Annotated in this window: 19 protein-coding genes and 1 tRNA gene; 11 read left to right on the plus strand and 9 right to left on the minus strand. The window is 54.3% G+C overall.

The annotated features are described in order from the left end of the window. Positions 1-25: 25 nt before the first annotated feature. Positions 26-484, plus strand: a complete 459-nt coding sequence (locus tag TW80_RS03965; protein ID WP_045997002.1) for a prepilin peptidase — start codon at positions 26-28, stop codon at positions 482-484. 22 nt (positions 485-506) lie between these two features. Here the strand turns inward: TW80_RS03965 and TW80_RS03970 are convergent, their stop codons facing one another. From TW80_RS03970 to TW80_RS03980, 3 genes are all read right to left on the minus strand, one after another. After that, positions 507-857 carry a RidA family protein gene (locus TW80_RS03970; protein ID WP_045996022.1) on the minus strand — a complete coding sequence of 117 codons (351 nt, stop codon included), beginning with the start codon at positions 855-857 and terminating at the stop codon, positions 507-509. A gap of 26 nt (positions 858-883) precedes the next feature. Next, a tRNA-Gly gene (locus TW80_RS03975) sits at positions 884-957 on the minus strand. A gap of 67 nt (positions 958-1,024) precedes the next feature. Next, the gene (locus tag TW80_RS03980; RefSeq protein WP_045996023.1) at positions 1,025-3,058 is read right to left on the minus strand and encodes an ASKHA domain-containing protein; all 2,034 of its coding nucleotides are present in this window, start codon (positions 3,056-3,058) and stop codon (positions 1,025-1,027) included. A gap of 163 nt (positions 3,059-3,221) precedes the next feature. On the opposite strand from TW80_RS03980, the gene TW80_RS17590 reads away from it, so the two are divergent. The 4 genes from TW80_RS17590 (at position 3,222) to TW80_RS04000 (ending at position 8,908) form a co-directional block, all read left to right on the plus strand. Continuing rightward, positions 3,222-3,743, plus strand: coding sequence for a helix-turn-helix transcriptional regulator (locus tag TW80_RS17590; protein ID WP_157033205.1), 522 nt, complete (start codon positions 3,222-3,224; stop codon positions 3,741-3,743). Between the two features lie 112 nt (positions 3,744-3,855). Beyond that, positions 3,856-5,304, plus strand: a complete 1,449-nt coding sequence (gene guaB / locus TW80_RS03990) for an IMP dehydrogenase (protein ID WP_045996024.1) — start codon at positions 3,856-3,858, stop codon at positions 5,302-5,304. Between the two features lie 65 nt (positions 5,305-5,369). Then, a complete protein-coding gene (locus TW80_RS03995; RefSeq protein ID WP_045996025.1) occupies positions 5,370-6,530 on the plus strand; it encodes an RsmB/NOP family class I SAM-dependent RNA methyltransferase in 1,161 nt (386 codons plus the stop codon). Positions 6,531-6,616: 86 nt separating this feature from the next. After that, entirely contained in the window at positions 6,617-8,908 is a 2,292-nt protein-coding gene (locus TW80_RS04000; protein WP_239450485.1) for an ATP-binding protein, read from the plus strand. On the opposite strand, the gene TW80_RS04005 is transcribed toward TW80_RS04000, so the two are convergent. From TW80_RS04005 to TW80_RS04015, 3 genes are read right to left on the minus strand one after another with little or no spacing between them, the layout of a single operon-like run. After that, positions 8,905-9,882, minus strand: a complete 978-nt coding sequence (locus tag TW80_RS04005) for a glucokinase (RefSeq protein WP_045996027.1) — start codon at positions 9,880-9,882, stop codon at positions 8,905-8,907. The genes TW80_RS04000 and TW80_RS04005 overlap by 4 nt on opposite strands. 8 nt (positions 9,883-9,890) lie before the next feature. Continuing rightward, the gene (locus TW80_RS04010) at positions 9,891-11,213 is read right to left on the minus strand and encodes a GH1 family beta-glucosidase (RefSeq protein WP_045996028.1); all 1,323 of its coding nucleotides are present in this window, start codon (positions 11,211-11,213) and stop codon (positions 9,891-9,893) included. A gap of 1 nt (position 11,214) precedes the next feature. Beyond that, entirely contained in the window at positions 11,215-12,246 is a 1,032-nt protein-coding gene (locus TW80_RS04015) for a LacI family DNA-binding transcriptional regulator (RefSeq protein ID WP_045996029.1), read from the minus strand. Between the two features lie 279 nt (positions 12,247-12,525). Between TW80_RS04015 and TW80_RS04020 the strand changes: the two genes are divergently transcribed. The 5 genes from TW80_RS04020 to TW80_RS04040 all read left to right on the plus strand — a co-directional run bounded on the left by TW80_RS04020 (position 12,526) and on the right by TW80_RS04040 (position 19,194). Beyond that, positions 12,526-13,881 carry an ABC transporter substrate-binding protein gene (locus TW80_RS04020; protein WP_045996030.1) on the plus strand — a complete coding sequence of 452 codons (1,356 nt, stop codon included), beginning with the start codon at positions 12,526-12,528 and terminating at the stop codon, positions 13,879-13,881. 83 nt (positions 13,882-13,964) lie between these two features. Next, complete coding sequence (locus tag TW80_RS04025; protein WP_045996031.1) at positions 13,965-15,191, plus strand: carbohydrate ABC transporter permease; 1,227 nt, start codon at positions 13,965-13,967, stop codon at positions 15,189-15,191. Continuing rightward, complete coding sequence (locus TW80_RS04030) at positions 15,191-16,342, plus strand: carbohydrate ABC transporter permease (protein WP_045996032.1); 1,152 nt, start codon at positions 15,191-15,193, stop codon at positions 16,340-16,342. The genes TW80_RS04025 and TW80_RS04030 overlap by 1 nt, the downstream gene beginning before the upstream one ends. Before the next feature lie 90 nt (positions 16,343-16,432). Further along, on the plus strand, positions 16,433-18,085 hold the full coding sequence (locus TW80_RS04035; RefSeq protein ID WP_045996033.1) for an alpha-amylase family glycosyl hydrolase: 1,653 nt from the start codon (positions 16,433-16,435) through the stop codon (positions 18,083-18,085). Between the two features lie 17 nt (positions 18,086-18,102). Beyond that, the gene (locus TW80_RS04040; RefSeq protein ID WP_045996034.1) at positions 18,103-19,194 is read left to right on the plus strand and encodes an ABC transporter ATP-binding protein; all 1,092 of its coding nucleotides are present in this window, start codon (positions 18,103-18,105) and stop codon (positions 19,192-19,194) included. Between the two features lie 55 nt (positions 19,195-19,249). On the opposite strand, the gene TW80_RS04045 is transcribed toward TW80_RS04040, so the two are convergent. From TW80_RS04045 to TW80_RS04055, 3 genes are read right to left on the minus strand one after another with little or no spacing between them, the layout of a single operon-like run. Then, a complete protein-coding gene (locus TW80_RS04045; RefSeq protein WP_045996035.1) occupies positions 19,250-20,317 on the minus strand; it encodes a methyltetrahydrofolate--corrinoid methyltransferase in 1,068 nt (355 codons plus the stop codon). After that, positions 20,314-21,249: a methylenetetrahydrofolate reductase gene (locus TW80_RS04050; protein WP_045997004.1), complete on the minus strand. Its 936-nt coding sequence runs from the start codon at positions 21,247-21,249 to the stop codon at positions 20,314-20,316. The genes TW80_RS04045 and TW80_RS04050 overlap by 4 nt, the downstream gene beginning before the upstream one ends. A 41-nt stretch (positions 21,250-21,290) precedes the next feature. Then, positions 21,291-21,587, minus strand: coding sequence for a virulence factor (locus tag TW80_RS04055; RefSeq protein ID WP_045996036.1), 297 nt, complete (start codon positions 21,585-21,587; stop codon positions 21,291-21,293). 253 nt (positions 21,588-21,840) lie between these two features. Here TW80_RS04055 and TW80_RS04060 point away from each other — a divergent pair, with 253 nt between their 5' ends. Continuing rightward, positions 21,841-22,953 carry a Ppx/GppA phosphatase family protein gene (locus TW80_RS04060; RefSeq protein ID WP_045996037.1) on the plus strand — a complete coding sequence of 371 codons (1,113 nt, stop codon included), beginning with the start codon at positions 21,841-21,843 and terminating at the stop codon, positions 22,951-22,953. The last annotated feature ends 7 nt before the right edge of the window (positions 22,954-22,960 follow it).

A 22,960-nucleotide genomic window follows, 5' to 3' on the forward strand; every position in this document is an offset into this window, starting at 1 on the left:
GGTGATCAATGAAAAAGGTTTCACAATGATCACCCAATATATTCCCTATGCGATGGCAGCTGTTCTCATTGTTGCCTTGATGATCGATTTGCGAACAGCGCGTATGCCAAACTGGCTGACCTTGCTGCCCGTGGTTTTATTCATTGTTCAGCTAGCAACAGCGCCCGAACCATCTGTTTATGGATGGCAGCTGTTGCAAGGGGGGCTTGTTTTTCTTGCGGGTATTGCGTTGTTTGCTGCAGGCGGAATTGGTGCCGGTGCGGTGAAGTTGATGGCGGGTACTGCACTAATTGTGCCCACATCCCAGGGCACCGTTGCGGTGCTCGGGTTTCTCGGATCTGTATTTGTCCTGTTCCCGCTCATGATTATGATCCGCAAAGCTGTTGGGTCAGAGGATAGCCAATGGGCAGTATTGGCCCGGCAGATTCTGCCGATGAGCCTGCCAATTGCTGTGGCAGGCTTGCTTGGGATGTTCTGGGGGTAGGTGGATCAAGATCCACCCTAAGTTAGATTGCAGCAGTCACGATGATTTCAACGTTGTAGTCCGGCGTAGCGAGCTTGGCTTCGCCGGTCCAGCGTGCGGGGGCGTGCCCTTCGGGTACCCATGCGTCCCATGCAGCATTCATTTCCTCAAACTGGGTGGCAATGTCGGACACCCAAACCTGTGCTGTCAGAATGTTGGTTTTGTCGGTGCCAGCTTCGGCCAGTAGCGCGTCGATCTTGGCCAAGACATCGTTGGTTTGATCGGTGATCGAAGCACCTGGAATGCCGACCTGACCGGCCAAATATGCAATCCCATTGTGAATCACCAATTGGCTCATCCGGGCGTTTGTGTGCTTGCGGGTAATATCGGGCATCGTGGCCTCTTTGCTATGTCAATGAATGGAGCGGGTAACGGGAATCGAACCCGTAACTGAAGCTTGGGAAGCTTTCGTGATACCTTTTCACCATACCCGCTTGTTCCTATGCGTCTAAGCCGCAGGTCCGCCGTCGTCAACGCCAATTTGGCAGGACATTCGAGCCGTCAGCTTGGCCGTTTGCGCCGCCGTCTTGTTTGTCCGCTACCTTCGTTAAAGCTGACGTCGGGCAGTTGGACGATTGAACGCAGGATCGGAAAAGGATCGACCGCATTTGGCATCGCAGAGGCATTGACGAAATGCTCTTGGAACCGCGGTTCGATTGCTGTTTCGATCTTGTGAATCTGGCGAACAGTTTCTTCGATCTCGCGGCGTGCATCTGTGTTGAGCAGAGCGATGCGCGCGCCGGTGCCTGCGGCGTTGCCAGCGCTTGTGACCTTGTCCAAGGCGACATCAGGGATCATCCCGAGCACCATCGCGTGTTTGGGGCTGATATGCGCGCCAAACGCCCCGGCCAAGATCACGCGATCAACATGATCAACGCCAAATTTATCCATCAATAGCCGTGCACCCGAATAGAGCGCCGCCTTGGCCATTTGGATTTGCCGAATATCGGTATTCGTGACAGTGATTTTTGGGCCACCGTGTTCGGTGCCATCATAAAGCAGGTATGAATTCGTACGCCCATCAGCGAAACAATTGGGTGATCCTGTTTGTTCGGCCGATCCGATCAGTCCCGGGCCGTCAACAATTCCCGCCATGCGCATTTCAGCGACGACCTCGATAATACCGGATCCGCAAATACCGGTCACACCAGTTTGCGCGATGGCGGCATCAAAGCCGTCTTCGTTTGACCAAAGTTCTGATCCGATCACTTTGAACCGAGGGAGCTTGGTCACAGGGTCGATTTCGACATGTTCGATTGCGCCGGGCGCTGCACGCTGGCCGGAGCTGATCTGAGCACCTTCGAAGGCGGGGCCAGTTGGGGACGAACAGGCAAGCACCTTGTCCTTGTTGCCAAGAATGATTTCGGCATTGGTGCCAACGTCCACGACCAGCATCAAGTCATCAGATTTGCCCGGCGCCTCTGACAAGGCGACAGCGGCGGCATCTGCGCCGACATGACCCGCGATACAGGGCAGCATATAGACACGCGCAGCAGGGTGTAGTTTCAGATCAAGATCGACGGCGCGCACGGATAGGCTATCGGAGGTCGCCAGCGCAAAGGGTGCCTGACCTAGTTCATAGGCATCAATGCCCAAAAACAAGTGATGCATTACTGGGTTACAGACAAACACAGCATCAACAATCAAACCGGGGTCGATTTCCGCCTCTGCCGCGATTTGCACAAACAGTGCATTCATCCCTTCACGCACTGCGGCTGTCATCTCGACAGAACCGGTGTCGTTCATCATCCCATAGCTGACCCGGCTCATCAGGTCCTCGCCAAATCGGATCTGTGGGTTCATGATCCCAGATGAGGCGATGACCTCACCAGTTCGCAAATCACATAGGTGACCGGCGATGGTCGTCGAGCCAAGGTCAACTGCAAGCCCATAGATCGCACCTTCGTAGTAGCCCGGCCAAATCTGGATGATCCGCGGGCTATAGGTGTCATCGCCCAAGTGGACAGCGACAGTGACTTTCCATTCGCCCTTGCGCAACGCGGGCTGAAGGGCGCGCAAAACGCCCAAGTCGGCCTCAAGATGTGGCAATTCCCATTCTCGGCGGAGCGCCTCGACCAACCTTTCGAGGTCGCCGGACGGATCATGCATATCGGGCTCGGTGACTTCGACGTAATAAAGCCGCGTGGATGGGTTCATCGTGATTTCGCGCGCCTCTGCGCGTTTGCGCACGACTTGCTTGTGAACTTGGCTTTCGGCTGGAACGTCGATCACAACGTCGCTTTGCACCGTAGCCTGACACCCCAGTCGGCGTCCGGCTTTGAGGCCGCGAATGTTGTCATACCGTTCCTCGACCGCATTCCATTCAGATAGGGCATCAGGTGCGACTGTGACGCCATGTTTCGAGAATTCGCCATAGGACGGGGTGATCTGACATTTCGAACAAATACCACGCCCGCCACAGACACTATCGAGATCCACGCCCAGCTGCCGCGCCGCTGTTAAAACGGGTGTCCCCACCGGAAATCTTCCGCGTTTGCCAGAAGGGGTAAAAATAACAAGTGGATCAGTGCTCATGAACGCGGCCTTGGGTTGTTTCGCCCTAGATAGCGTGCACATCAAGAAATGTAAGGTCAGAACCCGTCATAATCATTATGCGAAGCGTCATCAAAGCTGTGATCTTATGTTTAATTAGCTTAAACCCATGCGCAGATGCTCTGAGATGATAATGGGATATGACATGATGCGTCCGAATTGGTTCATTATTTTGCCTGTTTGCGCATTTGTCGTTGTTTGCGCGCTCGATATTGTCCGGGAATCACCCCCTTGGGACATGGGTGATATTGCTCTGGACATTGCGGAAACAGCGCTGCTGGTTCTGATGGTTGTTGCTGTTGCGTGGTCGACCCAGCGCGTCACGCAAATGCGCGACGATCAACAGGCGTTTCGTGACGCCTTGGTGCGTCATGCCGCGCAGGGCGCTGACTGGCGTGCAGCGCGGTCGCAAGAAATCGCAGCAATGAGCGACGCAATCGCGCTAGAGTTTCGGGCCTGGGGGCTTACGGGCGAAGAGATGGACGTCGCAGAACTGCTCTTGAAGGGGGCGTCATTGAAGGAAATCGCGCTTGCTCAACGGACGTCCTTGGCGCAAGTCCGCGATCGGGCTAATGCGGTTTATCGTAAGGCGGGCATATCTGGTCGGGTCGCGTTATCTGCCTATTTCTTAGATAGCCTTTTTGCACAGACTGCGCGCCATCAGTAAACTGACATAGTAAATCGCTTGGAATTATCCGCACTTCACGCTTTGGGGCTTTTGCTGCGTGCCTATCCGTGCGATAGCGCAGTGCCAACGATGCCACCCAAGGAGACGGTTGATGGAGATTCGCGAGGCGCTTACCTTTGATGATGTGTTGTTGGTGCCAGGGGCATCCAGTGTTATGCCGTCCACGGCGGACACACGCACGCATGTGACGAAATCAATTGCACTGAACATTCCGTTGCTATCAAGCGCGATGGACACAGTGACCGAAGGCAAGATGGCGATTGCCATGGCACAGGCCGGCGGGATGGGCGTCATCCACAAGAACCTGAACGTTGAACAGCAAGCCAAAGAAGTGCGTCGGGTAAAGCGTTTTGTGTCAGGGACCGTCTATAACCCTGTGACCTTGCGCCCAGAACAAACTCTTGCAGATGCAAAGGAGTTGATGGAGCGCTACCGCATCACTGGTTTCCCCGTTGTCGGCGAGGATGGCAAGATCGTGGGGATTGTCACCAATCGCGATATGCGTTTCGCCCAAGATGATAGCACCCCTGTGAGCGTCATGATGACCACCAAGGATTTGGCGGTCTTGCAAGAGCCAGCCGATCTGGACGAGGCGCGCTCGCTAATGCAGTCGCGGCGCATCGAAAAGCTGCTGATCACGGATGCCGCAGGTAAACTGACAGGGCTTTTGACCCTAAAGGATAGCGAACAGGCGGTGCTGAACCCAATCGCTTGCAAAGATAGCCTTGGCCGTTTGCGCGTCGCTGCGGCGACGGGTGTGGGTGATGCAGGGTTTGAACGGACAGAGGCCCTAATCGAAGCGGGCGTTGATATGGTTGTGATTGATACCGCACACGGTCACTCGCAAGGCGTCGCCGAGGCAGTCAAACGTGCCAAAGCACTGTCGAGCGATGTTCAGGTCGTTGCAGGTAACATCGCAACGGGCGAGGCAGCCAAAGCATTGATCGCAGCGGGTGCAGATGCGGTTAAGGTCGGGATTGGCCCCGGATCAATCTGCACGACGCGCATGGTTGCTGGGGTTGGTGTACCTCAGTTGACCGCAATTATGGATTGCGCGGCTGCCGCTGGTGATATCCCAGTCATCGCCGATGGCGGGATCAAATTCTCGGGCGATTTTGCTAAGGCCATTGCGGCAGGTGCGTCTTGTGCCATGGTTGGTTCGATGATCGCGGGAACCGACGAGTCCCCAGGCGAGGTAATCCTGTACCAAGGTCGCTCGTTCAAATCTTATCGCGGTATGGGTAGCCTTGGCGCGATGGCGCGTGGTTCTGCGGATCGTTATTTCCAGAAAGACGCTGCAAGCGACAAGCTGGTCCCAGAAGGTATCGAGGGCCAAGTTCCATACAAAGGCTCTGCGAATGCCGTGATCCACCAACTGGTCGGCGGTCTCCGTGCGGCAATGGGTTACACGGGTAACGCAACGGTGCCTGAGATGCGCAAGAACTGTAATTTTGTTAAAATTACAGGCGCGGGCCTCAAAGAAAGCCACGTGCACGACGTGCAGATCACACGCGAAAGTCCGAATTATAGGATTGGGTAGATCATTTTACCGCGCCCAGCGACAGATTGATCGCAGGGCGCGCGTATATTTCCAAGGAGCGTGACATGACCCCCGGCGCAAGAGTAGCTGCGGCGATTTCGATATTGGACGATATCCGAGATGGGCAGCCTGCCGAACAGGCGCTCACCACTTGGGCGCGCAATAGCCGTTTTGCAGGATCCAAAGATCGGGCTGCTGTCCGTGATCATGTTTTTGACGTGTTGCGTGCAAAGCTATCTTTGGGCAATGGCACTGGCCGTGCATTGTTGGCCGCGCTGTTACGGCGTGATGGTTTAGACGTTGATGCGTTCTTTGCAGGAGAGGGGCACGCGCCTGCGCCTCTGTCCGATGCAGAGAGAGAGGTACTCGTGAAACCTGCTTCTCTTACGCAGGCGCAGGAATGTGATGTTCCCGAATGGCTGTGGGATTTGTGGCAATCGAGCTTAGGTACCGAGGCAGAGGCCGCAGCGATTGCTCAGCAATTACGTGCGCATGTGTACCTGAGGGTCAATCGACGTCGGGCGACAGTTGATATGGCAAAAAAACTTTTGGCGGGGGACAGTATTTCTACCGTCCCGCATCCGACAGTTGAGGGATGTTTGCGCGTTACTGAAAACGCGCGTCGGGTCAAGAATTCGAGGGCCTATCAGGACGGTCTGATAGAGCTTCAAGATGCGGCGTCACAATTTGCGGTCCGTGAGGTGCCCGTCAATGATGGGGCACGGGTTCTAGATTATTGCGCTGGCGGCGGCGGCAAGGCGCTCGCTTTCGCAGATATCTATGATGCGCAGGTGTTTGCACATGACATCGCCCCGCAACGCATGAAGGATATCCCTGAACGTGCGGCGCGGGCGGGGGTAACGATAGAAACGTTGTCTACGCAATCTCTCATGGGCGTGGGGCCGTTTGATGTGGTCTTTTGCGATGCTCCCTGTTCAGGAAGCGGAACGTGGCGGCGCACCCCTGACGCCAAATGGCGACTGACCAGCGAAGAGCTTGATCGTCTGACGCAAATGCAACGCGACGTCATCGAAAGTGCGGCACCGCTGGTGGCCGTTGGTGGGGCGCTGGTCTATGCGACTTGTTCCGTTCTTGATGTGGAAAATAGCAAAATCGTAGAGGCGTTTTGCGCCAACCATCCCGACTGGCAGAGCGCGCTCGGACATCAGCTGATCCCTGGCCCAAATAATGACGGTTTCTATCTGAATTTATTGCGAAAAACATAGGAATGCGGCGCATTGATCGTTACCCATTAATAAATGGTTAAGCATTAATGCGATAAGCCAGACCCGAGCGAGCAGTGAGGTTGGCAGTGTCCACAGATCAAACGATTGAGTTTCCGCATCTATCTCCACCTGTTTCTAGGGTTCGTCGGATACTCTTTTTGTCGATCACAGTGGTTCTTTTGGGGGCATCTTTGTTCATTGTGCCGCTATGGGGGCGGCTCTTGCTTGTTCTTGCTGGCGCGGTGCTAGGCTATTGGACATTGCGCCCAAGAGGGATTGAAAAACGCTCTGCACGGCTTATTGCGCTCGACCCTGATCATGCATTCATCACCGATGTTTCCGGCAAAGTGCGCTACACCAATCACAAAGCTGTTGCACGTTTTGGTGATTGCAATGGGCGGCAACTTTCGAGCGTTTTTGAAAATTTGATCGCTGACCCGGTTACACTGCTGGAACGGATGCAGCGGACAAATTTGCGTAGCCAATCTTGCAAAGAATATATCATCACGCGTCGCGCACATTTTCGACTGCGCCTCTCGCTCCTTAGTGCGAATAGCCTTCTTTGGCGACTTGACGAGCTAGGCGGTGTTGATGTGATTCAAGGCGAGGGCTTGGCCTTTCCGCTCTTGAGTGTGGCGTCTGATGGGGTGATATCCCACCAGAATAAGGCGTTTCGCGAATTGCATGGCGGGCAGGCCAATAGCCTTCGCGATTTATTTGACGAACTTCCGCTGGTTTCGGGGCAAACGGTGCGGATGAAATCACTGACCGGACAAATCCCCGTTGTGATCGCAGAAATGAAAGGGCACGCTGGCCGACGCGATATCGTGCTGATGCCATCGGCCCATTTGCCCAAGAAACCGCCAACGATCGGGGCAGGTTGGGACGAAATCGAAGATTTGCCCGTCCCACTGCTAAAGATTTGTTCCGATGGGAGCATCTTGGCCTCGAATCGCGAGGCGCGGCAGCTTTTGGGGATGGATGCGACGCTTGAACAGCGCGTGGCAGATGTGCTGGATGGGCTTGGTCGGCCAATAAACGATTGGCTGCGTGAAGCCGCCGAAGGGCGTGGTGGCCACGTATCACAGTTCTTGCGCGGTCGGGGCAATCGTCAGGACACCTTTGTGCAGGTGACACTGAATATCGCGGGTAAGGCGAATGAGCCGCACTTAATTGCTGTCTTGAATGACGTGACCGAATTGAAAACGCTTGAGGCGCAATTCGTGCAGAGCCAAAAGATGCAAGCGATCGGGCAACTGGCTGGTGGGGTGGCCCATGATTTTAACAACCTTTTGACGGCGATTTCTGGTCACTGTGATCTACTGTTGTTACGCCATGATGAGGGCGACCAAAACTATGGCGACTTGATCCAAATTCATCAAAACGCCAACCGCGCAGCGAGCCTTGTCGGGCAGCTACTGGCATTTTCACGTAAACAAAACCTGCAGCCAGAGGTCCTAGACCTGCGTGATACACTGTCTGACCTGACGCATCTTTTGAACCGCCTTGTCGGGGAAAAGGTGACATTGTCGCTGCATCACGACCCGGCTCTAGCGCAAATCAAAGCGGATAAGCGGCAGTTGGAGCAGGTGCTGATGAACCTCGTTGTGAATGCCCGCGACGCGATGGATGGTGCTGGCGAAATTCAGGTCGAGACAGAAAATCTGATCCTGACCGAACCGATGGTCAAGGACCGTGCAGTGGTTCCGCCCGGCGAATATGTCTTGGTCAAAGTTGTCGACGAAGGGCACGGGATCGCGCCTGAAAAACTGCCTAAGATCTTTGAACCGTTTTACACCACGAAACGCACCGGGGAGGGAACCGGACTTGGTCTTTCCACGGCCTATGGGATCGTCAAACAGACGGGTGGCTTTATTTTTGCCGACAGTGAGGTTGGTAGCGGGACGGAATTCTCGCTCTTGTTTCCGAGTTATGACCTGCCTGTGGCAGAACCGATCCCACCATTGGCAGAAGCATCGGAAATTCTCGATCAACCCGCTGATGGCGTCGTTCTACTTGTCGAGGACGAAGCGCCTGTGCGGTCGTTTGCGTCAAGCGCTTTGCGCTTGCAGGGGTTCACAGTGCTCGAGGCAGACTGCGCTGAGGCGGCGATTGATTTGCTCTCTGACCCCGAGGTACATGTCGATCTATTCGTAACCGACGTTATCATGCCGGGCATGGATGGCCCTACATGGGTGCGCAAGGCGTTGGTAGACCGCCCAAATACAAAAGTGGTGTTCGTATCGGGATACGCAGAAGATGCGTTTGGGGACGGGCAACCGCGTATCCCCAATTCAGTGTTTCTGCCGAAACCTTTTTCTCTCAGTGCCTTAGCGCATACTGTTAAAGTGCAGATGGGAGAGGCGGTCGCCAGCTAGTTTGATTTGCTGAGGCTCACCAAATGGGCCGCGCAGCCTGTCAGCGCCGCGTAGTCGTCGTGGACAACATGCACGCCAAAATTGCCCATGAAACCTGCAAATCGGCCTTTATCGCGAAAAGCTTCGCCGAAGCCGAAATTCGTCAGATGGGCAGAGAATGCGCGCGAAACACCTCCGACCAGATAGACGCCGCCAAAGGGGAGCTGGATCAATGATAGGTTGCCGCAGACCGTACCCAAAATGCGCGTAAACAGGCGCGCGGCCTCTTCGGCGCGGGGATCGGTCTGGTTGTTGCAGCGTTCCATAATGTCTTTTGCCGACAGCTCGCGCGGATCATTCGCTTCAACGCCCAAGAAGGCATAGGCGTGTTCCAATCCGCGCCCCGACAGCACGTCTTCGACGGCAGGAAAACCATGTGCCGTTGAAACGAATTGGCAAAGACGAAGCTCCATTTCATTGCGGATCGGCAAATTCGCATGACCGCTTTCCGAGGGTGGAACGATACGCCCATGTTCGTGGTCAAAAACAGGTGCAGCGTTAAAACCAGTACCAACCCCAACGACAAGCCGCGCTGCATTGTCGGGCGCTTTTTGGCCCGGTAGGACGGTTTGAATATTAGCTTGATCAATATAACCAAGCGCATGGCCCTGCGCCTGAAGGTCGTTCAGGATGGCGACCGTTTCTGCACTGGTCGCGCGGGTTAGCGTATCTTTGTCGATGGTCCAATCCAGATTGGTCATAGTTGCTGCGCCATCACGCACTGGTCCAGCGACGGCGACACAGGCCGCAATCGGATCAACGTCATTCTCATCGCTGATATATTGGCGAATGACGGTTTCGAGACCGGGAAACTTACTATTCGTGTAGCGCCGAATTGTTTCGGGTAGAATCTGGCGGCCATTTGCCAGCGCAACACGCGTATTGGTACCGCCAATATCGGCAACCAAAGAATATGTATTTGTTGGATGGCTCATGGTCGGACCTATCGAGAAATGGCAGATTTGAGCGCGTGATAAGATGCTTTTGGCGTGCGCTTCAAGGTGTCAAAATCAACGTGAATCATGCCGAACCGTTTTTCGTAACCAAAGGCCCATTCGTAGTTATCCAAGAGCGACCAGTAGAAGAAACCTTTGACATTGGCGCCTGCGTCAATCGCATGTTTGGCGGCCAAGATGTGATCTGAAACATACTTCATACGGACCGGATCATAGACCGCGCCATTCTCGACCTTATCGTCCCAAGCCATACCGTTTTCGGTGACATAGATTGGCATATCGCCAACGTATTCTTTCGCCATACGGGTTAGAATGGCTTGAAGCCCCTGTGGGTAAATTTCCCACCCCATTTGCGTGAGGTCGAGTGTGGGTTCCGCAGCCTTTAGGCTTGGCCATGCTGTGTCCGGATCAGGCAGGATTTCGTGACGCGTATAGTAATTGACACCGAGCCAGTCCATTTTTTGGCTGATTTGCGGCATGTCATCTTGCCAGTTCTCGGGCATATGTGGTGCGAGCCCATCCAAGACTTCTTGGGGGTACGTGCCCTTAGTCGCGGCCTCAATAAACCAGCGGTTATAGATCGCGTCTTGCAGCGCCGCTGCTTTGACTGTTTCCGGTTCATCGTTGGCAGGTGGGCTATGTTCAAAATTTAGGACGATGCCGCAATTCTTCATGCCCTTGGCGCGTAGTCGTGTCATTGCTTCGCCATGGGCGAGCATGATGTGATGCATCGCGCGGGCGGTCGCGCGGATATCGCGTAGGCCGGGTGCATGATGGCCCAAGAAATGCGATAGGAAGGACACACACCAAGGTTCGTTAATGGTGGCGATTGCCTCCATTCGGTCACCAATTTTATCAGTGATCACATCAGTATAGTCGCCGAAATATTTGGTCGTATCTCGATTGGTCCAGCCGCCTTTATCCGCAAGCGCAGAGGGCAATTCCCAATGATAAAGCGTCTGATAGGGCTTTAGACCGCGTTCCAGGATGGCATCTGTCAGACGGTCGTAGAAATCCAAGCCCTCGGGGTTCACCGTGCGCCCATCTGGCATCACCCGCGCCCATGACGTCGAAAAACGATAGGCGTCCATTCCTGCATCTTTGAGTAGGTCGAGATCCTCGGCATAGCGATGATAGTGATCGCAAGCTAATGCGCCATCTTCGGCACGGATGACATTACCGGGTGTCGCAGCAAACGTATCCCAATGCGTTAGACCTGCACCGCCGAATTTATGGCCCTCAATTTGATAGGCGGCGGTCGCCGCGCCAAACTGAAAATCTGATGGAAAATCAGAGCGTTTAAAGTCCATGTTAATCCTTTCGCGGGGCAGGGCCGGTTGATTGACCGACGACGAATTCACATTCCAAGATGACCCGCTGCGGCGGTAAGCTTGGGTTTTTGATTGATTCAAGGAGCACTTCGGCAAGGCGACGACCGGCTGTACGCACAGAGGATCGGGTCGCAGTGAAAATTGGCGTGTCACCACCGTTTTGAAGATAGGACAACACGTCATCATGCGTGATGACTGAAACATCTTTGCCCATCGTCAATCCGCATTCTTGAATTGCGCGCCGAACACCCATCGCACTGATCAAAGACGAGCACAAAAAGGCGGTCGGTGCATCTGCGGTTTGCAGCAATGCCTGAGCGTTTTCATAACCGATCACCTCGGTCATTTCACCCGAGCACATCAAGGCTGGGTCGATCGCAATGTCGCATGCGTGCAGCGCTGCCTCGTATCCGCTGCGGCGTCGATAGGCAAAGTCCATGCTTTCAAGGCCGTTCACCAAAGCGATCCGGCGATGCCCCAGATCCAGCAGGTATTTCGTCGCCTGTTCGAACGCCTCGTGGTTATTCACGTCGAGCAAAGTGTAGGGCGTATCGCAGCGTGTGACCTGTCCGTGTACCGCAAAGGGCAGCCCCAGCTTGGTCAGTAGGGCGATCCTCGGGTCGTCAATGCGCGGGCCATGCACAATCACCCCATCGACTGCGCGCCTTGATTTTAGGCCGCGATAGATTTGTTCCTCGTTCATGTCATCAACGATCGAGAGGATCATCTCGTATCCGTTGCGTGAATAGGTTTCACCCGCACCAGCGATAAAATCGCCGAAAACGGGGTTTACCATTTCATGCTGTGTGGAAACGGGAATCACATGTCCAATGGCGAGAGCACGCCCTGTAGCCAAACCCTTTGCGCGGGTGCTAGGATGGTAGTTGAACTCTTTTGCGGCTTGTTCGACTCGCTTGCGGGTCGCCGCGCTGACCTCAGGATAGCCGTTCAATGCGCGACTAACTGTTGTTTGGCTAAGACCAAGGTTTTTCGAGAGTTCTTTGAGGTTCATGGTACTCTTTGGTGCCGCATTTTATACGCGTTGTTAGATGTGAAAGCCCATTTTTTGGGCGAAAAACCGTTTCGTAAACGTTTCAGTAGTCAGCATTTGTCGAAATTCCAAGAACTTTTTTGATGCGAGGCAGTTGTTGACTTTGTGAGATGCTTGTCGGAGTGTAAGCAAATCCAAAGCGCTTTGGGAAATTTGATTCCTGATGTGTTTGACGGAAGTAATCGCACTTAGGTGCAATTTTAGTTGCGCGCCGCGACGGCGTGAATGGGAGGATAATCCATGAAAACGAGACTCTATGCAGGGGTTGCTGCAGTTGCTTTGTCCGCAGGGATGGCGCAGGCTGGTAACCATGTTGAGCTGACACCAGGTGAGGGTGATTTTACTTGGGACAGCTATACTGCATTTGCGGAAGCAAATGATTTCTCCGGTCAAACAGTCACGATCTCTGGTCCTTGGTTGGGGGCAGAGGCTGATAATTTCTCAAACATGGCCGCGTTGTTCGAAGCCGCAACAGGCGCAAGCGTATCTTATGTCGGCTCTGACAGCTTTGAACAGCAGATCGTTATCGACGCAGAGGCGGGTTCTGCACCAAATATCGCGGTGTTCCCGCAGCCGGGCCTTGCTGCGAACATGGCGTCCCGCGGCCTGCTGACAGCCCTGCCAGAAGGAACAGCCGATTGGATCAATGACAACTACGCTGCTGGTTCATCTTGGGTTGATCTGGGTAGCTATGCAAACGAAAGCGGCGAGACTGAAACATACGGTTTCTTCTTTAACGTGAACGTTAAATCTCTCGTATGGTACGTTCCTGAAAACTTCGAAGACGCGGGCTACGAAGTGCCAACAACAATGGAAGAACTACTCGCGCTATCTGACCAGATCGTTGCAGAAGGTGGCACACCTTGGTGTATTGGTTTGGGTTCGGGTGCAGCGACTGGCTGGCCAGCGACTGACTGGGTCGAAGACATCATGCTGCGGACTGCATCGTTGGAAACATACGATGGTTGGACAACGAACGACGTTCCTTTTGATGATCCAGCTGTGATCAACGCGATCGAAACATTTGGTAAATTTGCGCGTAACGACGCATGGGTTGCAGGTGGTGCAGCTGCGGTTGCAACCACTGACTTCCGCGAAAGCCCAAAGGGTATGTTTGACAGCCCACCACAGTGCTACATGCACCGTCAGGCGTCATTCATCCCTGCGTTCTTCCCAGAAGGTACAGAGCTTGGCGAAGATGCTGACTTCTTCTACTTCCCATCTTTCGAAGCCGAAGATCTGGGCAATCCAGTTCTGGGTGGCGGTACATTGATGGCGATCACTTCTGCATCTGACGCGACCAACGCTTTCATGGAATTCATGAAGCTGCCAGTCGCTCACGAAGCAATGATGGCGCAGGGCGGCTTCCTGACACCACACTCTGGCGTGAACACAGCGACATATGCTGATGACACGCTACGTGGTCAGGGCGACATTCTGCTGAACGCGACATCGTTCCGCTTTGACGGTTCTGACCTGATGCCAGGCGCAGTTGGTGCGGGTTCTTTCTGGACTGGCATGGTTGACTACACCGGCGGCAAAGACGCAGGCGAAGTGGCTGCCGACATCCAAGCATCTTGGGATGCAATTAAGTAAGTGACATCACTCACGTGAGAAGCGGGCCAGCGCGGTAACAATCGCGCTGGCCCCCACAAGTTTTACCCGGGGGGGAACGGACGATGCATCCTGCGGCACAGGGTCTCTTGACAATTTTTCTAGGGGTAGGTGGCTGTATCGCCTATTTCTATTTTTCCAACCAATTCTTGGACAAAATTCTGTTTCCTGCAAAGGGCGAACACGCTGGTCGGAACATTAACCGCGCCAATATGGTACGCCCGTGGCTGTTTCTCTTCCCGGCGATTTTCGCGCTTGGGCTTTACCTCGCTTATCCGGTCTTTGCGACGCTGTGGTATTCGCTGACCGACCGTGACCAAGGTGGCGCTTTCGTTGGCCTTGATAATTACAACCAGATGTTTGCTGACCCTAAGTTTTGGGAAGCTGTGAAGAACAACATGCTTTGGCTGCTTGTTGTGCCTGCTGCTTCGACCGCATTTGGCCTGTTGGCAGCGCAATTGACTGACCGGATCAAATGGGGCGCAATTGCTAAATCCCTGATCTTTATGCCGATGGCGATTTCTTTTGTTGGTGCGTCGGTTATTTTCAAATTGATCTATGACACCCGCCCAGTAGGCCAAAGCCAGATCGGCGTGCTAAACGCGGTTTGGTTGCAGTTTGATGGCGGTGTTGGGTCCTTCCTGATCTTGCGTTTGTTGCCGGGCCTCTTGATGTTATGTGCGGCTGCTGCTGCGGCTTATGTGGCTTGGGGCAGTTTGCAAAAAATGCGTGCGCCCGGCGTGAGCAAAATAGGTTCGAGCCTGCGTGTGGTTTTCGTTGTCATCCTCGCGGGGATCGCATTGGCCGCGCTTTCACTCGCGTTTGGCGCATTCACCAAGGACTACCCCTACGGCGAACCACAGACATGGCTGACTATTCCGGGGTGGAATTCGTTCTTCTTAATGGTCGTCTTGATTTGGATTCAGACCGGGTTTGCCATGGTAATCCTATCGGCCGCATTGCGCGGTATTCCAGAAGAAACAGTTGAGGCCGCGATCGTAGATGGCGCCAACCCGTTTCAGGTGTTTTTCAAGATCAAGATGCCGCAGATTTCAGGTACGATTGTGGTTGTTTGGACCACGATCACGCTGGTTGTTCTCAAGGTCTTTGACATCGTTTTCGCCATGACAAATGGCCAATGGGAAACCCAAGTGCTGGCCAACTATATGTATGACAAACTGTTCCGGGCAAACGACTGGGGGCTGGGATCGGCAAGTGCGATGATCATCATGCTCTTGGTTTCGCCCATCTTGATCTGGAACGTCTATAATGCCCGTAAGGAGATGCGCTGATGGACAATATTGCTGGCAGCAAATCCTCTTTGACGTGGATTGTACATATTTCGGTGGCCTTGCTGGTCGCGCTTTGGCTGTTTCCGACAGTCGGCCTGTTGGTTTCGTCTTTTCGGACAACGGATCAGATTTCTAGTTCTGGTTGGTGGCAATCCTTGTTTCCGACAGAGCAGAATGTGACGTTGCGGGCAACGGACCCCGATGATGATGGCGTTCAGTCGCTTGTTGATGGTGTGTATACGATTACCGGCAACCTCTTTGAAGAAATGGGCGCCGAGATCAGCGTTTGGGGCACATCTTCGCGGGCGATTGATGCCTACTCAGCTGGTGAAACCGCCGATCTGGGGGATGGCGAAACAATTACTGTTGAGGCCAACGGTGATTACGTTTGGACCGGAACCGAGGAACTCTCGGGGCGTGGGCAGCGTGTCTTTGCAACGGCAGCAACGCCGCCCGAGTTCACGCTCGATAACTATAAACGTGTTTTGTTCAGCGGTTCTTCGACGGACAGCATGGCCAAAGCGTTCTTTAACACGCTGACCGTGACGATCCCGGCGACTATCATTCCCATCGTGATCGCGGCCTTTGCCGCCTATGCGCTGGCTTGGATGGACTTCCCAGGCCGTGCGATCCTGATCGCTCTCGTTGTTGGGTTGCTGGTGGTGCCGTTGCAGCTGGCGCTCATTCCGCTGCTGCGGCTTCACCTGAATATCGGTATCGGCAAAGGCTATCTGGGGGTTTGGCTGGCGCATACGGGCTTTGGGCTTCCGCTCGCGATCTATTTGCTGCGGAACTATATGGTGGGGCTGCCACGCGACATCATTGAAAACGCAAAGGTCGATGGCGCGACGGATTTCCAGATCTTCACCAAGATTATTCTGCCGCTGTCGTTCCCTGCGTTGGCATCATTCGCGATTTTCCAATTCCTGTGGACTTGGAATGATCTCTTGGTGGCTAAAGTGTTCCTCATCGATGCGACCGGACAAACGACGGTGATGACCAACCAAATTGTCGAACTCTTGGGAACGCGGGGCGGTAATTGGGAAATTCTTGCCACAGCGGCCTTTGTCTCGATTGCGGTGCCATTGGCGGTGTTCTTTGCCATGCAAAAATATCTTGTGCGCGGTCTATTGGCCGGCTCGGTTAAGTAAGCCTGCTTTGGGTGCGCCCAAAGCTTTGATCAAATCCACCCAGATGCCCCATGCGATGTAATGGGGCAGGGTGCAGTAGGAAAGACGTCTATGACTTCGGCTCTTGCCACAAAACCCGCGAATGCCAACGACAAAGATTGGTGGCGCGGAGCGGTAATTTATCAAATCTATCCGCGTAGCTATCAGGATAGTAACGGTGACGGTATCGGTGACCTTTTGGGGATCGTACAGCGCCTGCCATATATCGCGTCGCTGGGTGTGGACGCGATTTGGATTTCGCCGTTCTTTATGTCGCCAATGAAAGATTTTGGTTACGACGTGAGCGATTATTGCGACGTTGATCCAATGTTTGGCTCACTTGCTGATTTTGATGCTGTCATCGACACTGCGCATAAGCTCGGGATCAAAGTGATGATTGATCTGGTGATGAGCCACACTAGTGATCAGCATCCATGGTTTGCCGAAAGCCGTGCAGATAAAACCAACCCAAAGTCGAACTGGTATGTGTGGGCTGACCCCAAACCTGATGGCACCGCGCCAAACAACTGGTTGTCTATCTTTGGTGGTTCTGGCTGGCAGTGGGATGCGCGCCGCGAACAGTACTATATGCACAATTTTCTTGTGTCGCAGCCTGACTTGAATTTCCATGAGCCTGAAGTCCAAGAAGCGCTGCTGGATGTCGCGCGGTTCTGGCTGAACCGTGGTGTTGATGGCTTCCGCCTGGATACGATCAACTTTTATATGCACGATGAGCAGCTGCGCGATAACCCTGCGCTCGCGCCTGAACGGCGCAACGCGAATACTGCGCCCGCGGTGAATCCGTATAACCACCAAGAGCACCTCTACGACAAGAACCATCCAAGAAATGTCGAATTTCTGCGCCGTCTGCGCGCCGTAATGGAACCTTTTGGTGCGGCCGCTGTCGGCGAAGTGGGCGATAGCCAGCGCGGGCTAGAGATCTTGGGCGAATATACCCGTGGCGACGATTTGATGCAGATGTGCTACGCTTTTGAATTCCTCGCGGCAGAGATGCCAACTGCCCAACGTTTTGTTGAGGTCATGGCCGAAGTTGACGATGTCGCTGGCGATGGATGGGCCTGCTGGGCATTCTCGAACCACGATGTGGTACGCCACGCTTCGCGTTGGTCGCTGTCACCTGCTGCACAGCGTTTGTTTACCACACTCATCATGTGTCTGCGCGGATCGGTCTGCATCTATCAAGGCGAAGAATTGGGGCTGCCCGAAGCGGACGTCGCATTCGAAGACCTGCAAGACCCCTATGGCATCGAGTTTTGGCCCGAGTTCAAAGGGCGCGATGGCTGCCGTACGCCAATGGTTTGGACAGAAGGTGATCAAAATGGCGGTTTCTCTGCTTCGAAACCGTGGCTACCGGTCGCATCTGAACATCTGCCACTTGCCGTCAACGCCCAAGAGGATGAGCCCGGCGCATTGATCCATCATTACCGCAAGGCTATCGCATTCCGTCACGCGCATCCCGCGCTAAGCCGTGGTTCGCATAATAAACTACAGGCGACGGGTGACGTGATTTACTTTACCCGCAGCGATGAGACAGAAACGATTTTCTGCGCATTTAACCTAAGCGATACGCCGTCCGACTTTGATTTGCCGGCCGGTGAATGGGCACCAATCGGTGCAGAACTGGGCAGCGCGTTGTTTTCTGGGGGTGGACGCTTGCAACTTGGGCCTTGGCAGTCTTGCCTAGTGCTTAAGACAACAAACTAAACGAGGGGGGAGCAGTAATGGCCGATCTGAAACTGACAGATGTCGCCAAAACCTATGGCGGAACGGTTGATGTCCTAAAGGACATTAATCTCGATATCAAAGAAGGCGAGCTGATCGTTTTTGTCGGCCCATCCGGCTGTGGTAAATCTACGCTTTTGCGCATGATCGCTGGGCTTGAAAAGATCACAGGCGGGACGCTCGAGATTGATGGGCAACTGGTTAACGATGTGCCTCCGGCGCAGCGTGGGATCGCAATGGTGTTTCAATCCTATGCGCTTTATCCGCATATGACCGTGCGCGAAAATATGTCCTTTGCCCTGAAACTGGCCAAGAAATCCCAAACAGAAATCGACGAGGCCGTGAATAAAGCGGCCAAGATCCTTCAGCTTGAGGATTACTTGGATCGTTTGCCCAAGGCGTTATCTGGCGGACAGCGCCAGCGTGTTGCCATTGGTCGGTCTATTGTCCGTGACCCAAAGGTCTATCTCTTTGATGAGCCGCTTTCGAACTTGGATGCCGCATTGCGCGTTGCGACCCGGATCGAGATTGCGCAACTCAAAGAATCGATGCCTGAAAGCACGATGATCTACGTCACGCACGATCAGGTCGAGGCGATGACACTCGCCAGTCGCATCGTTGTCCTTGCCAACAAGGGTATCGCGCAGGTCGGCACACCGCTTGAGCTATACGAGCGCCCCGAGAACGAATTTGTCGCCCAGTTCATCGGGTCACCCGCAATGAATCTGTTACCCGGCGAAATCGTGGAAACGGGTGCACAGACGGTGGTTCGCTTGGAGAACGGCGGCAGCGTCGTTTCGGCTGTCCCAACCCAAGCCAGCGACAAAGGGCTAAAGGTCAACGTCGGTGTCCGCCCCGAGGATATGATCGAAACGACAGAGGACAGCTATCTGTTTGAAGGCAAAGTCAATATTACAGAAGCCTTGGGCGAGGTAACGTTGCTCTACTTCGACAAGATTGGTGATAATGACGCTGTGATTGGTAAGTTGCCCGGTATTCACGCTGGTCTGCGTGGGAAAACGGTGCGCATGCAAGCTGAGCCAGAAAAGGTTCAGATCTTTCACAACGGTCAGTCGCTATATTATCGCTGAACGACTGATAACGAACAGGGCCGCAACTTTGGATGCGGCCCTAAAGTTTTGATGCTTAGCCGCGACGACGACGGCCGGAACGTCCGCGCCCTTCGCCAGGCTTGGCTGGTGCGCGGTTAAACTGAATCCAATCCGCACCGGATGGATCATTATCCGTCAAAAAGTTGGCCGCGCGGATGGCTTCCATTTCAGAGCCAGCTTTGGGTTTTGTTGATCCCATACCGAACAGAGTGACGAATGTTTCGTCGTCCATGCCTTCGGGCAGGATGATCCCTGCGGCTTCGACGGCTGCCTTCTTTTCTGCGATTTTGGTTGGGCCAACGGGCAGGGCGATTGGGTTCATGATCGCTGAGGTCATGCCCGCCTCCATTGCCATGGGCAAGAAAGCGTTGTTGATGCCGTGACGGTTGGGCAGGCCAAAGCTAATGTTTGAGGCGCCGCATGTGGTATTCACACCCAGTTCCTCGCGTAGGCGGCGCACCAGCGTAAAGACCTGCAGGCCCGCTGTCGCCTTCGCGCCAATCGGCATGACCAGCGGATCGACCACGATGTCATGCGCAGGGATGCCAAAATCAGCGGCGCGTTCAACGATCTTTTTCGCTACCGCAAAGCGCACGTCTGGGTCATCGGAAATGCCGGTATCGTCGTTCGAAATCGCGACCACGGGGACGTTGTATTTCTTAACTAGCGGCAAAACGAGCTCGAGCCGTTCTTCTTCGCCGGTTACAGAGTTCAGCAATGGGCGACCTTCGGCGGCGGCAAGGCCGTTTTCCAGCGCGCCGGGTACAGAGCTATCGATACACAGCGGGATATCCACGACAGCTTGCACGCGCTCGATCAATTCTTTCATCAAGGGTGGCTCGACAAAGTTATTGTCGGCATAGCGTGGGTCTTCGGCCATTTTGTTGGAGAAAACAGCGCCTGAGTTCACATCCAGAATGTTCGCGCCCGCCGCTGCTTGGGCGATTGCATCGGCCTCAACTCGGCTAAAATCGCCTTGTTCCAGTTCAGCCGCGAGGATCTTTCGGCCAGTTGGGTTGATCCGTTCCCCAATCACACAAAAGGGCTGATCGAACCCGATGATGGCGGTCTTTGTTTTGGATTCGACAATCGTACGGGTCATGAAACTTCCTTGGTTTGGTTGGCGGGCGTTGCAAAGCTACCGCCATTTTCGATGGCCCAATTTGCATTTGTCTTGATCCCGCCAAGCGGAAAGAAATGCACATTGGTAATGTTAAAGTCTGGGTTCGCGGCCTTATGTGCGGCAAGGTCTGCAACCACATCTGTAGGGGTGTAGGGCAAGACCAGTTTTGTGACGTCCATGGCACGTTTTTGTAGCACCTTGAGCGACGGGCCAACACCGCAGGCGATGGCGAACTTAATCAGCGTCTGAAGCTTGGCCGGGCCAGCGATCCCGATATGGATTGGGATCGTAATGCCAGCATCGCGCAGGGCATCTGCCCATTGGATAATCGGCGCGGCCTCAAAGGCGAACTGTGTCGCGAGGGCCATTTTCGCATCTGTCGTGTCCGAAAACCGTTGTTTCCAGTGCAGAGCTTCCATCACGTTTTTGTCGCTGCCATCTTTGTCGATGTCGCGGTTTCCTTCGGGGTGACCTGCGACGTGGAGGCGCGCGAAGTCGCCAAACAGGCCGGTTTCCAGCAATTGCATCGAACTGTGAAAATCACCCTTGGGCTCTGAAACACCGCCCGCCAATAGCAATGCTTGGTTGACGCCTGCCTCCGACTGATAACGGTCGATCCAATCGGCCAAAGTTGCGCGGTCTTGGATAATACGAGCAGGGAAATGCGGCATCACCTGAAACCCATCAGACGCGAGCCGTTTGGCCGTCGCGACCATGTCGTCGATTGGGGTGCCGTCGATATGTGCGATATAAACACGCGTTCCCGCTGGAAGTAGATCTTTGAAGTCGTCAACCTTTTCGGCGGTTCGTGGCATCACCTCGATCGAATAATCTTTGAGAAACGCGACCACGTCAGGGCTAACCCCCGGCAATGTGGATTCTTTGCGTTTCATAAAGGGAAGTAGGGACATTGCGACCTCCGTGATGCGCGCGGTTATGCTGGCGTTCGGTTTCAATTCCAGCCGTCGTTGGCGATAAGCGCTTTGAGGCGCTCTTGATCATATTCGGTGTCGATCCGCGCAGCCTCGGCTGTGGCGGCTTCGACATCTGTTCCAACAACAGGGTAGGGCGCGGCCTTGCGGAACCCGGCGAGATAATCGTCAGATTCTGCGGCCCCCGATTTCATCGCAGCGCGATCAATTGCTTGTTCGAACCGTTCTGGCAGGGGCATTTTTGTGCCTTTACGACCACGGCCGACAATGACTTGGGCGGGCATATCGCGCCAGTAGACAATTGTGACGTCGGGCATGTGGTGATTCCCCCTATTGCTGTATCTTTGGTTCTAGCATTCGATTTTCGACAACGATGTCGATTTTCGACATCACGGACGCATTGAGCGACGGGCACTTGCTAACCCATGCCTAGCAGTGGGGCCATATCATCGGCGTCCCATAATGTTCATATCCAAGATGCATCCTATTCACGAAGTTGATCACAAGGCTTGTGCAAACCGATTTCGCGGCCTAGCTTGTGAGTAACTCGAAAAATGGAGGGCGTGTCCAATGGCGCCCAAGCGTCCCAAAGGTGCGGGCGCGTTCCCAAAAGCGGTCGATACCCCCGCGCCAAAACGTCCCGATCCTGCGTCGCTCTATGCGGCATTGGATTTGGGCACAAATAGCTGTCGTATGCTGATTGCCCAGCCGAAGGGCAGCCAGTTTCATGTTGTCGATAGCTTCTCAAAATCTGTGCAGCTAGGCCATGGCCTGGAAAGCACTGGTCGTTTGTCGCGTGCGTCGATGAATCGTACGATTTCGGCGATGCGTATTTGTCGTGAAAAGCTCAAGCGCCACGGCGTGAAACACATGCGGCTGGTCGCGACAGAAGCCTGTCGGCGTGCACAGAACGGTCACAAGTTTATATCGCAGGTGCGCCGCGAAACGGGTTTGCAGCTTGAGATTATCAAGCCCGAGGAAGAAGCGCGGCTCGCGGTGATCTCATGTGCCCCGTTGGTGAGCGTAAACACCGACCAGTTGCTGGTTGTTGATATCGGCGGTGGTTCTACTGAACTGGTATGGATTGACCTGACAAATGTACCCAAACGCGAACGCCCGAGGGCGATCATGCGTTTGCATGCTGGGTTTAAATCTGACCCCGGTCCCTTTGCCGCCGCTAAGGTGGTTGATTGGATTTCGGTCCCGCTTGGCGTTGCAACTTTGCGTGATCAATTCGCAGATGTCGAAGATGATTCCGCGCGTTTTGCGCTAATGAGCTGGTTTTTTGAGGAAAACCTTGAAGAGTTCTCTCCCTATGCGGCGGCCCAAGCCCGTGAGGGTTTTCAGATCATTGGGACGAGTGGCACGGTAACGACAGTTGCGGCCAGCCATTTGGGGTTGAAACGCTATGACCGGACCAAAGTAGACGGTCTGAGGATGACCTCTGATCAGATTGATGCCGTGATCCGCGATTACCTTTCGCTTGGCCCAACCGGGCGGCGTGCGGACCCGCGCATTGGTAAGGATCGGCAGGCTTTGATCATGTCTGGCTCTGCGATTTTGCAGGCGCTCATGCGGCTCTGGCCAACAGATCGTCTGTCCGTGGCGGATCGCGGACTACGCGAAGGCCTACTTTATGCACAAATGTCTGCAGATGGGGTCTTGGAAGACGCACCGTTTTAAGCGATAG

It is taken from the genome of Loktanella sp. S4079 (assembly GCF_000967725.1).
In the GTDB taxonomy this organism is placed as follows: domain Bacteria; phylum Pseudomonadota; class Alphaproteobacteria; order Rhodobacterales; family Rhodobacteraceae; genus Yoonia.

Excerpts from the sequence above, each read along its gene's own strand:
- TW80_RS03995 (WP_045996025.1), top strand. The coding sequence starts at position 5,370 with ATGACCCCCGGCGCAAGAGTAGCTGCGGCGATTTCGATATTGGACGAT.
- TW80_RS04015 (WP_045996029.1), bottom strand. The coding sequence starts at position 12,246 with ATGAACCTCAAAGAACTCTCGAAAAACCTTGGTCTTAGCCAAACAACA.
- TW80_RS04010 (WP_045996028.1), bottom strand. The coding sequence starts at position 11,213 with ATGGACTTTAAACGCTCTGATTTTCCATCAGATTTTCAGTTTGGCGCG.
- TW80_RS03965 (WP_045997002.1), top strand. The coding sequence starts at position 26 with ATGATCACCCAATATATTCCCTATGCGATGGCAGCTGTTCTCATTGTT.
- TW80_RS04025 (WP_045996031.1), top strand. The coding sequence starts at position 13,965 with ATGCATCCTGCGGCACAGGGTCTCTTGACAATTTTTCTAGGGGTAGGT.
- TW80_RS04055 (WP_045996036.1), bottom strand. The coding sequence starts at position 21,587 with ATGCCCGACGTCACAATTGTCTACTGGCGCGATATGCCCGCCCAAGTC.
- TW80_RS04060 (WP_045996037.1), top strand. The coding sequence starts at position 21,841 with ATGGCGCCCAAGCGTCCCAAAGGTGCGGGCGCGTTCCCAAAAGCGGTC.
- guaB (WP_045996024.1), top strand. The coding sequence starts at position 3,856 with ATGGAGATTCGCGAGGCGCTTACCTTTGATGATGTGTTGTTGGTGCCA.
- TW80_RS04005 (WP_045996027.1), bottom strand. The coding sequence starts at position 9,882 with ATGAGCCATCCAACAAATACATATTCTTTGGTTGCCGATATTGGCGGT.
- TW80_RS04050 (WP_045997004.1), bottom strand. The coding sequence starts at position 21,249 with ATGTCCCTACTTCCCTTTATGAAACGCAAAGAATCCACATTGCCGGGG.
- TW80_RS03980 (WP_045996023.1), bottom strand. The coding sequence starts at position 3,058 with ATGAGCACTGATCCACTTGTTATTTTTACCCCTTCTGGCAAACGCGGA.
- TW80_RS04035 (WP_045996033.1), top strand. The coding sequence starts at position 16,433 with ATGACTTCGGCTCTTGCCACAAAACCCGCGAATGCCAACGACAAAGAT.
- TW80_RS04040 (WP_045996034.1), top strand. The coding sequence starts at position 18,103 with ATGGCCGATCTGAAACTGACAGATGTCGCCAAAACCTATGGCGGAACG.
- TW80_RS03970 (WP_045996022.1), bottom strand. The coding sequence starts at position 857 with ATGCCCGATATTACCCGCAAGCACACAAACGCCCGGATGAGCCAATTG.
- TW80_RS04045 (WP_045996035.1), bottom strand. The coding sequence starts at position 20,317 with ATGACCCGTACGATTGTCGAATCCAAAACAAAGACCGCCATCATCGGG.
- TW80_RS04020 (WP_045996030.1), top strand. The coding sequence starts at position 12,526 with ATGAAAACGAGACTCTATGCAGGGGTTGCTGCAGTTGCTTTGTCCGCA.
- TW80_RS17590 (WP_157033205.1), top strand. The coding sequence starts at position 3,222 with ATGATGCGTCCGAATTGGTTCATTATTTTGCCTGTTTGCGCATTTGTC.
- TW80_RS04030 (WP_045996032.1), top strand. The coding sequence starts at position 15,191 with ATGGACAATATTGCTGGCAGCAAATCCTCTTTGACGTGGATTGTACAT.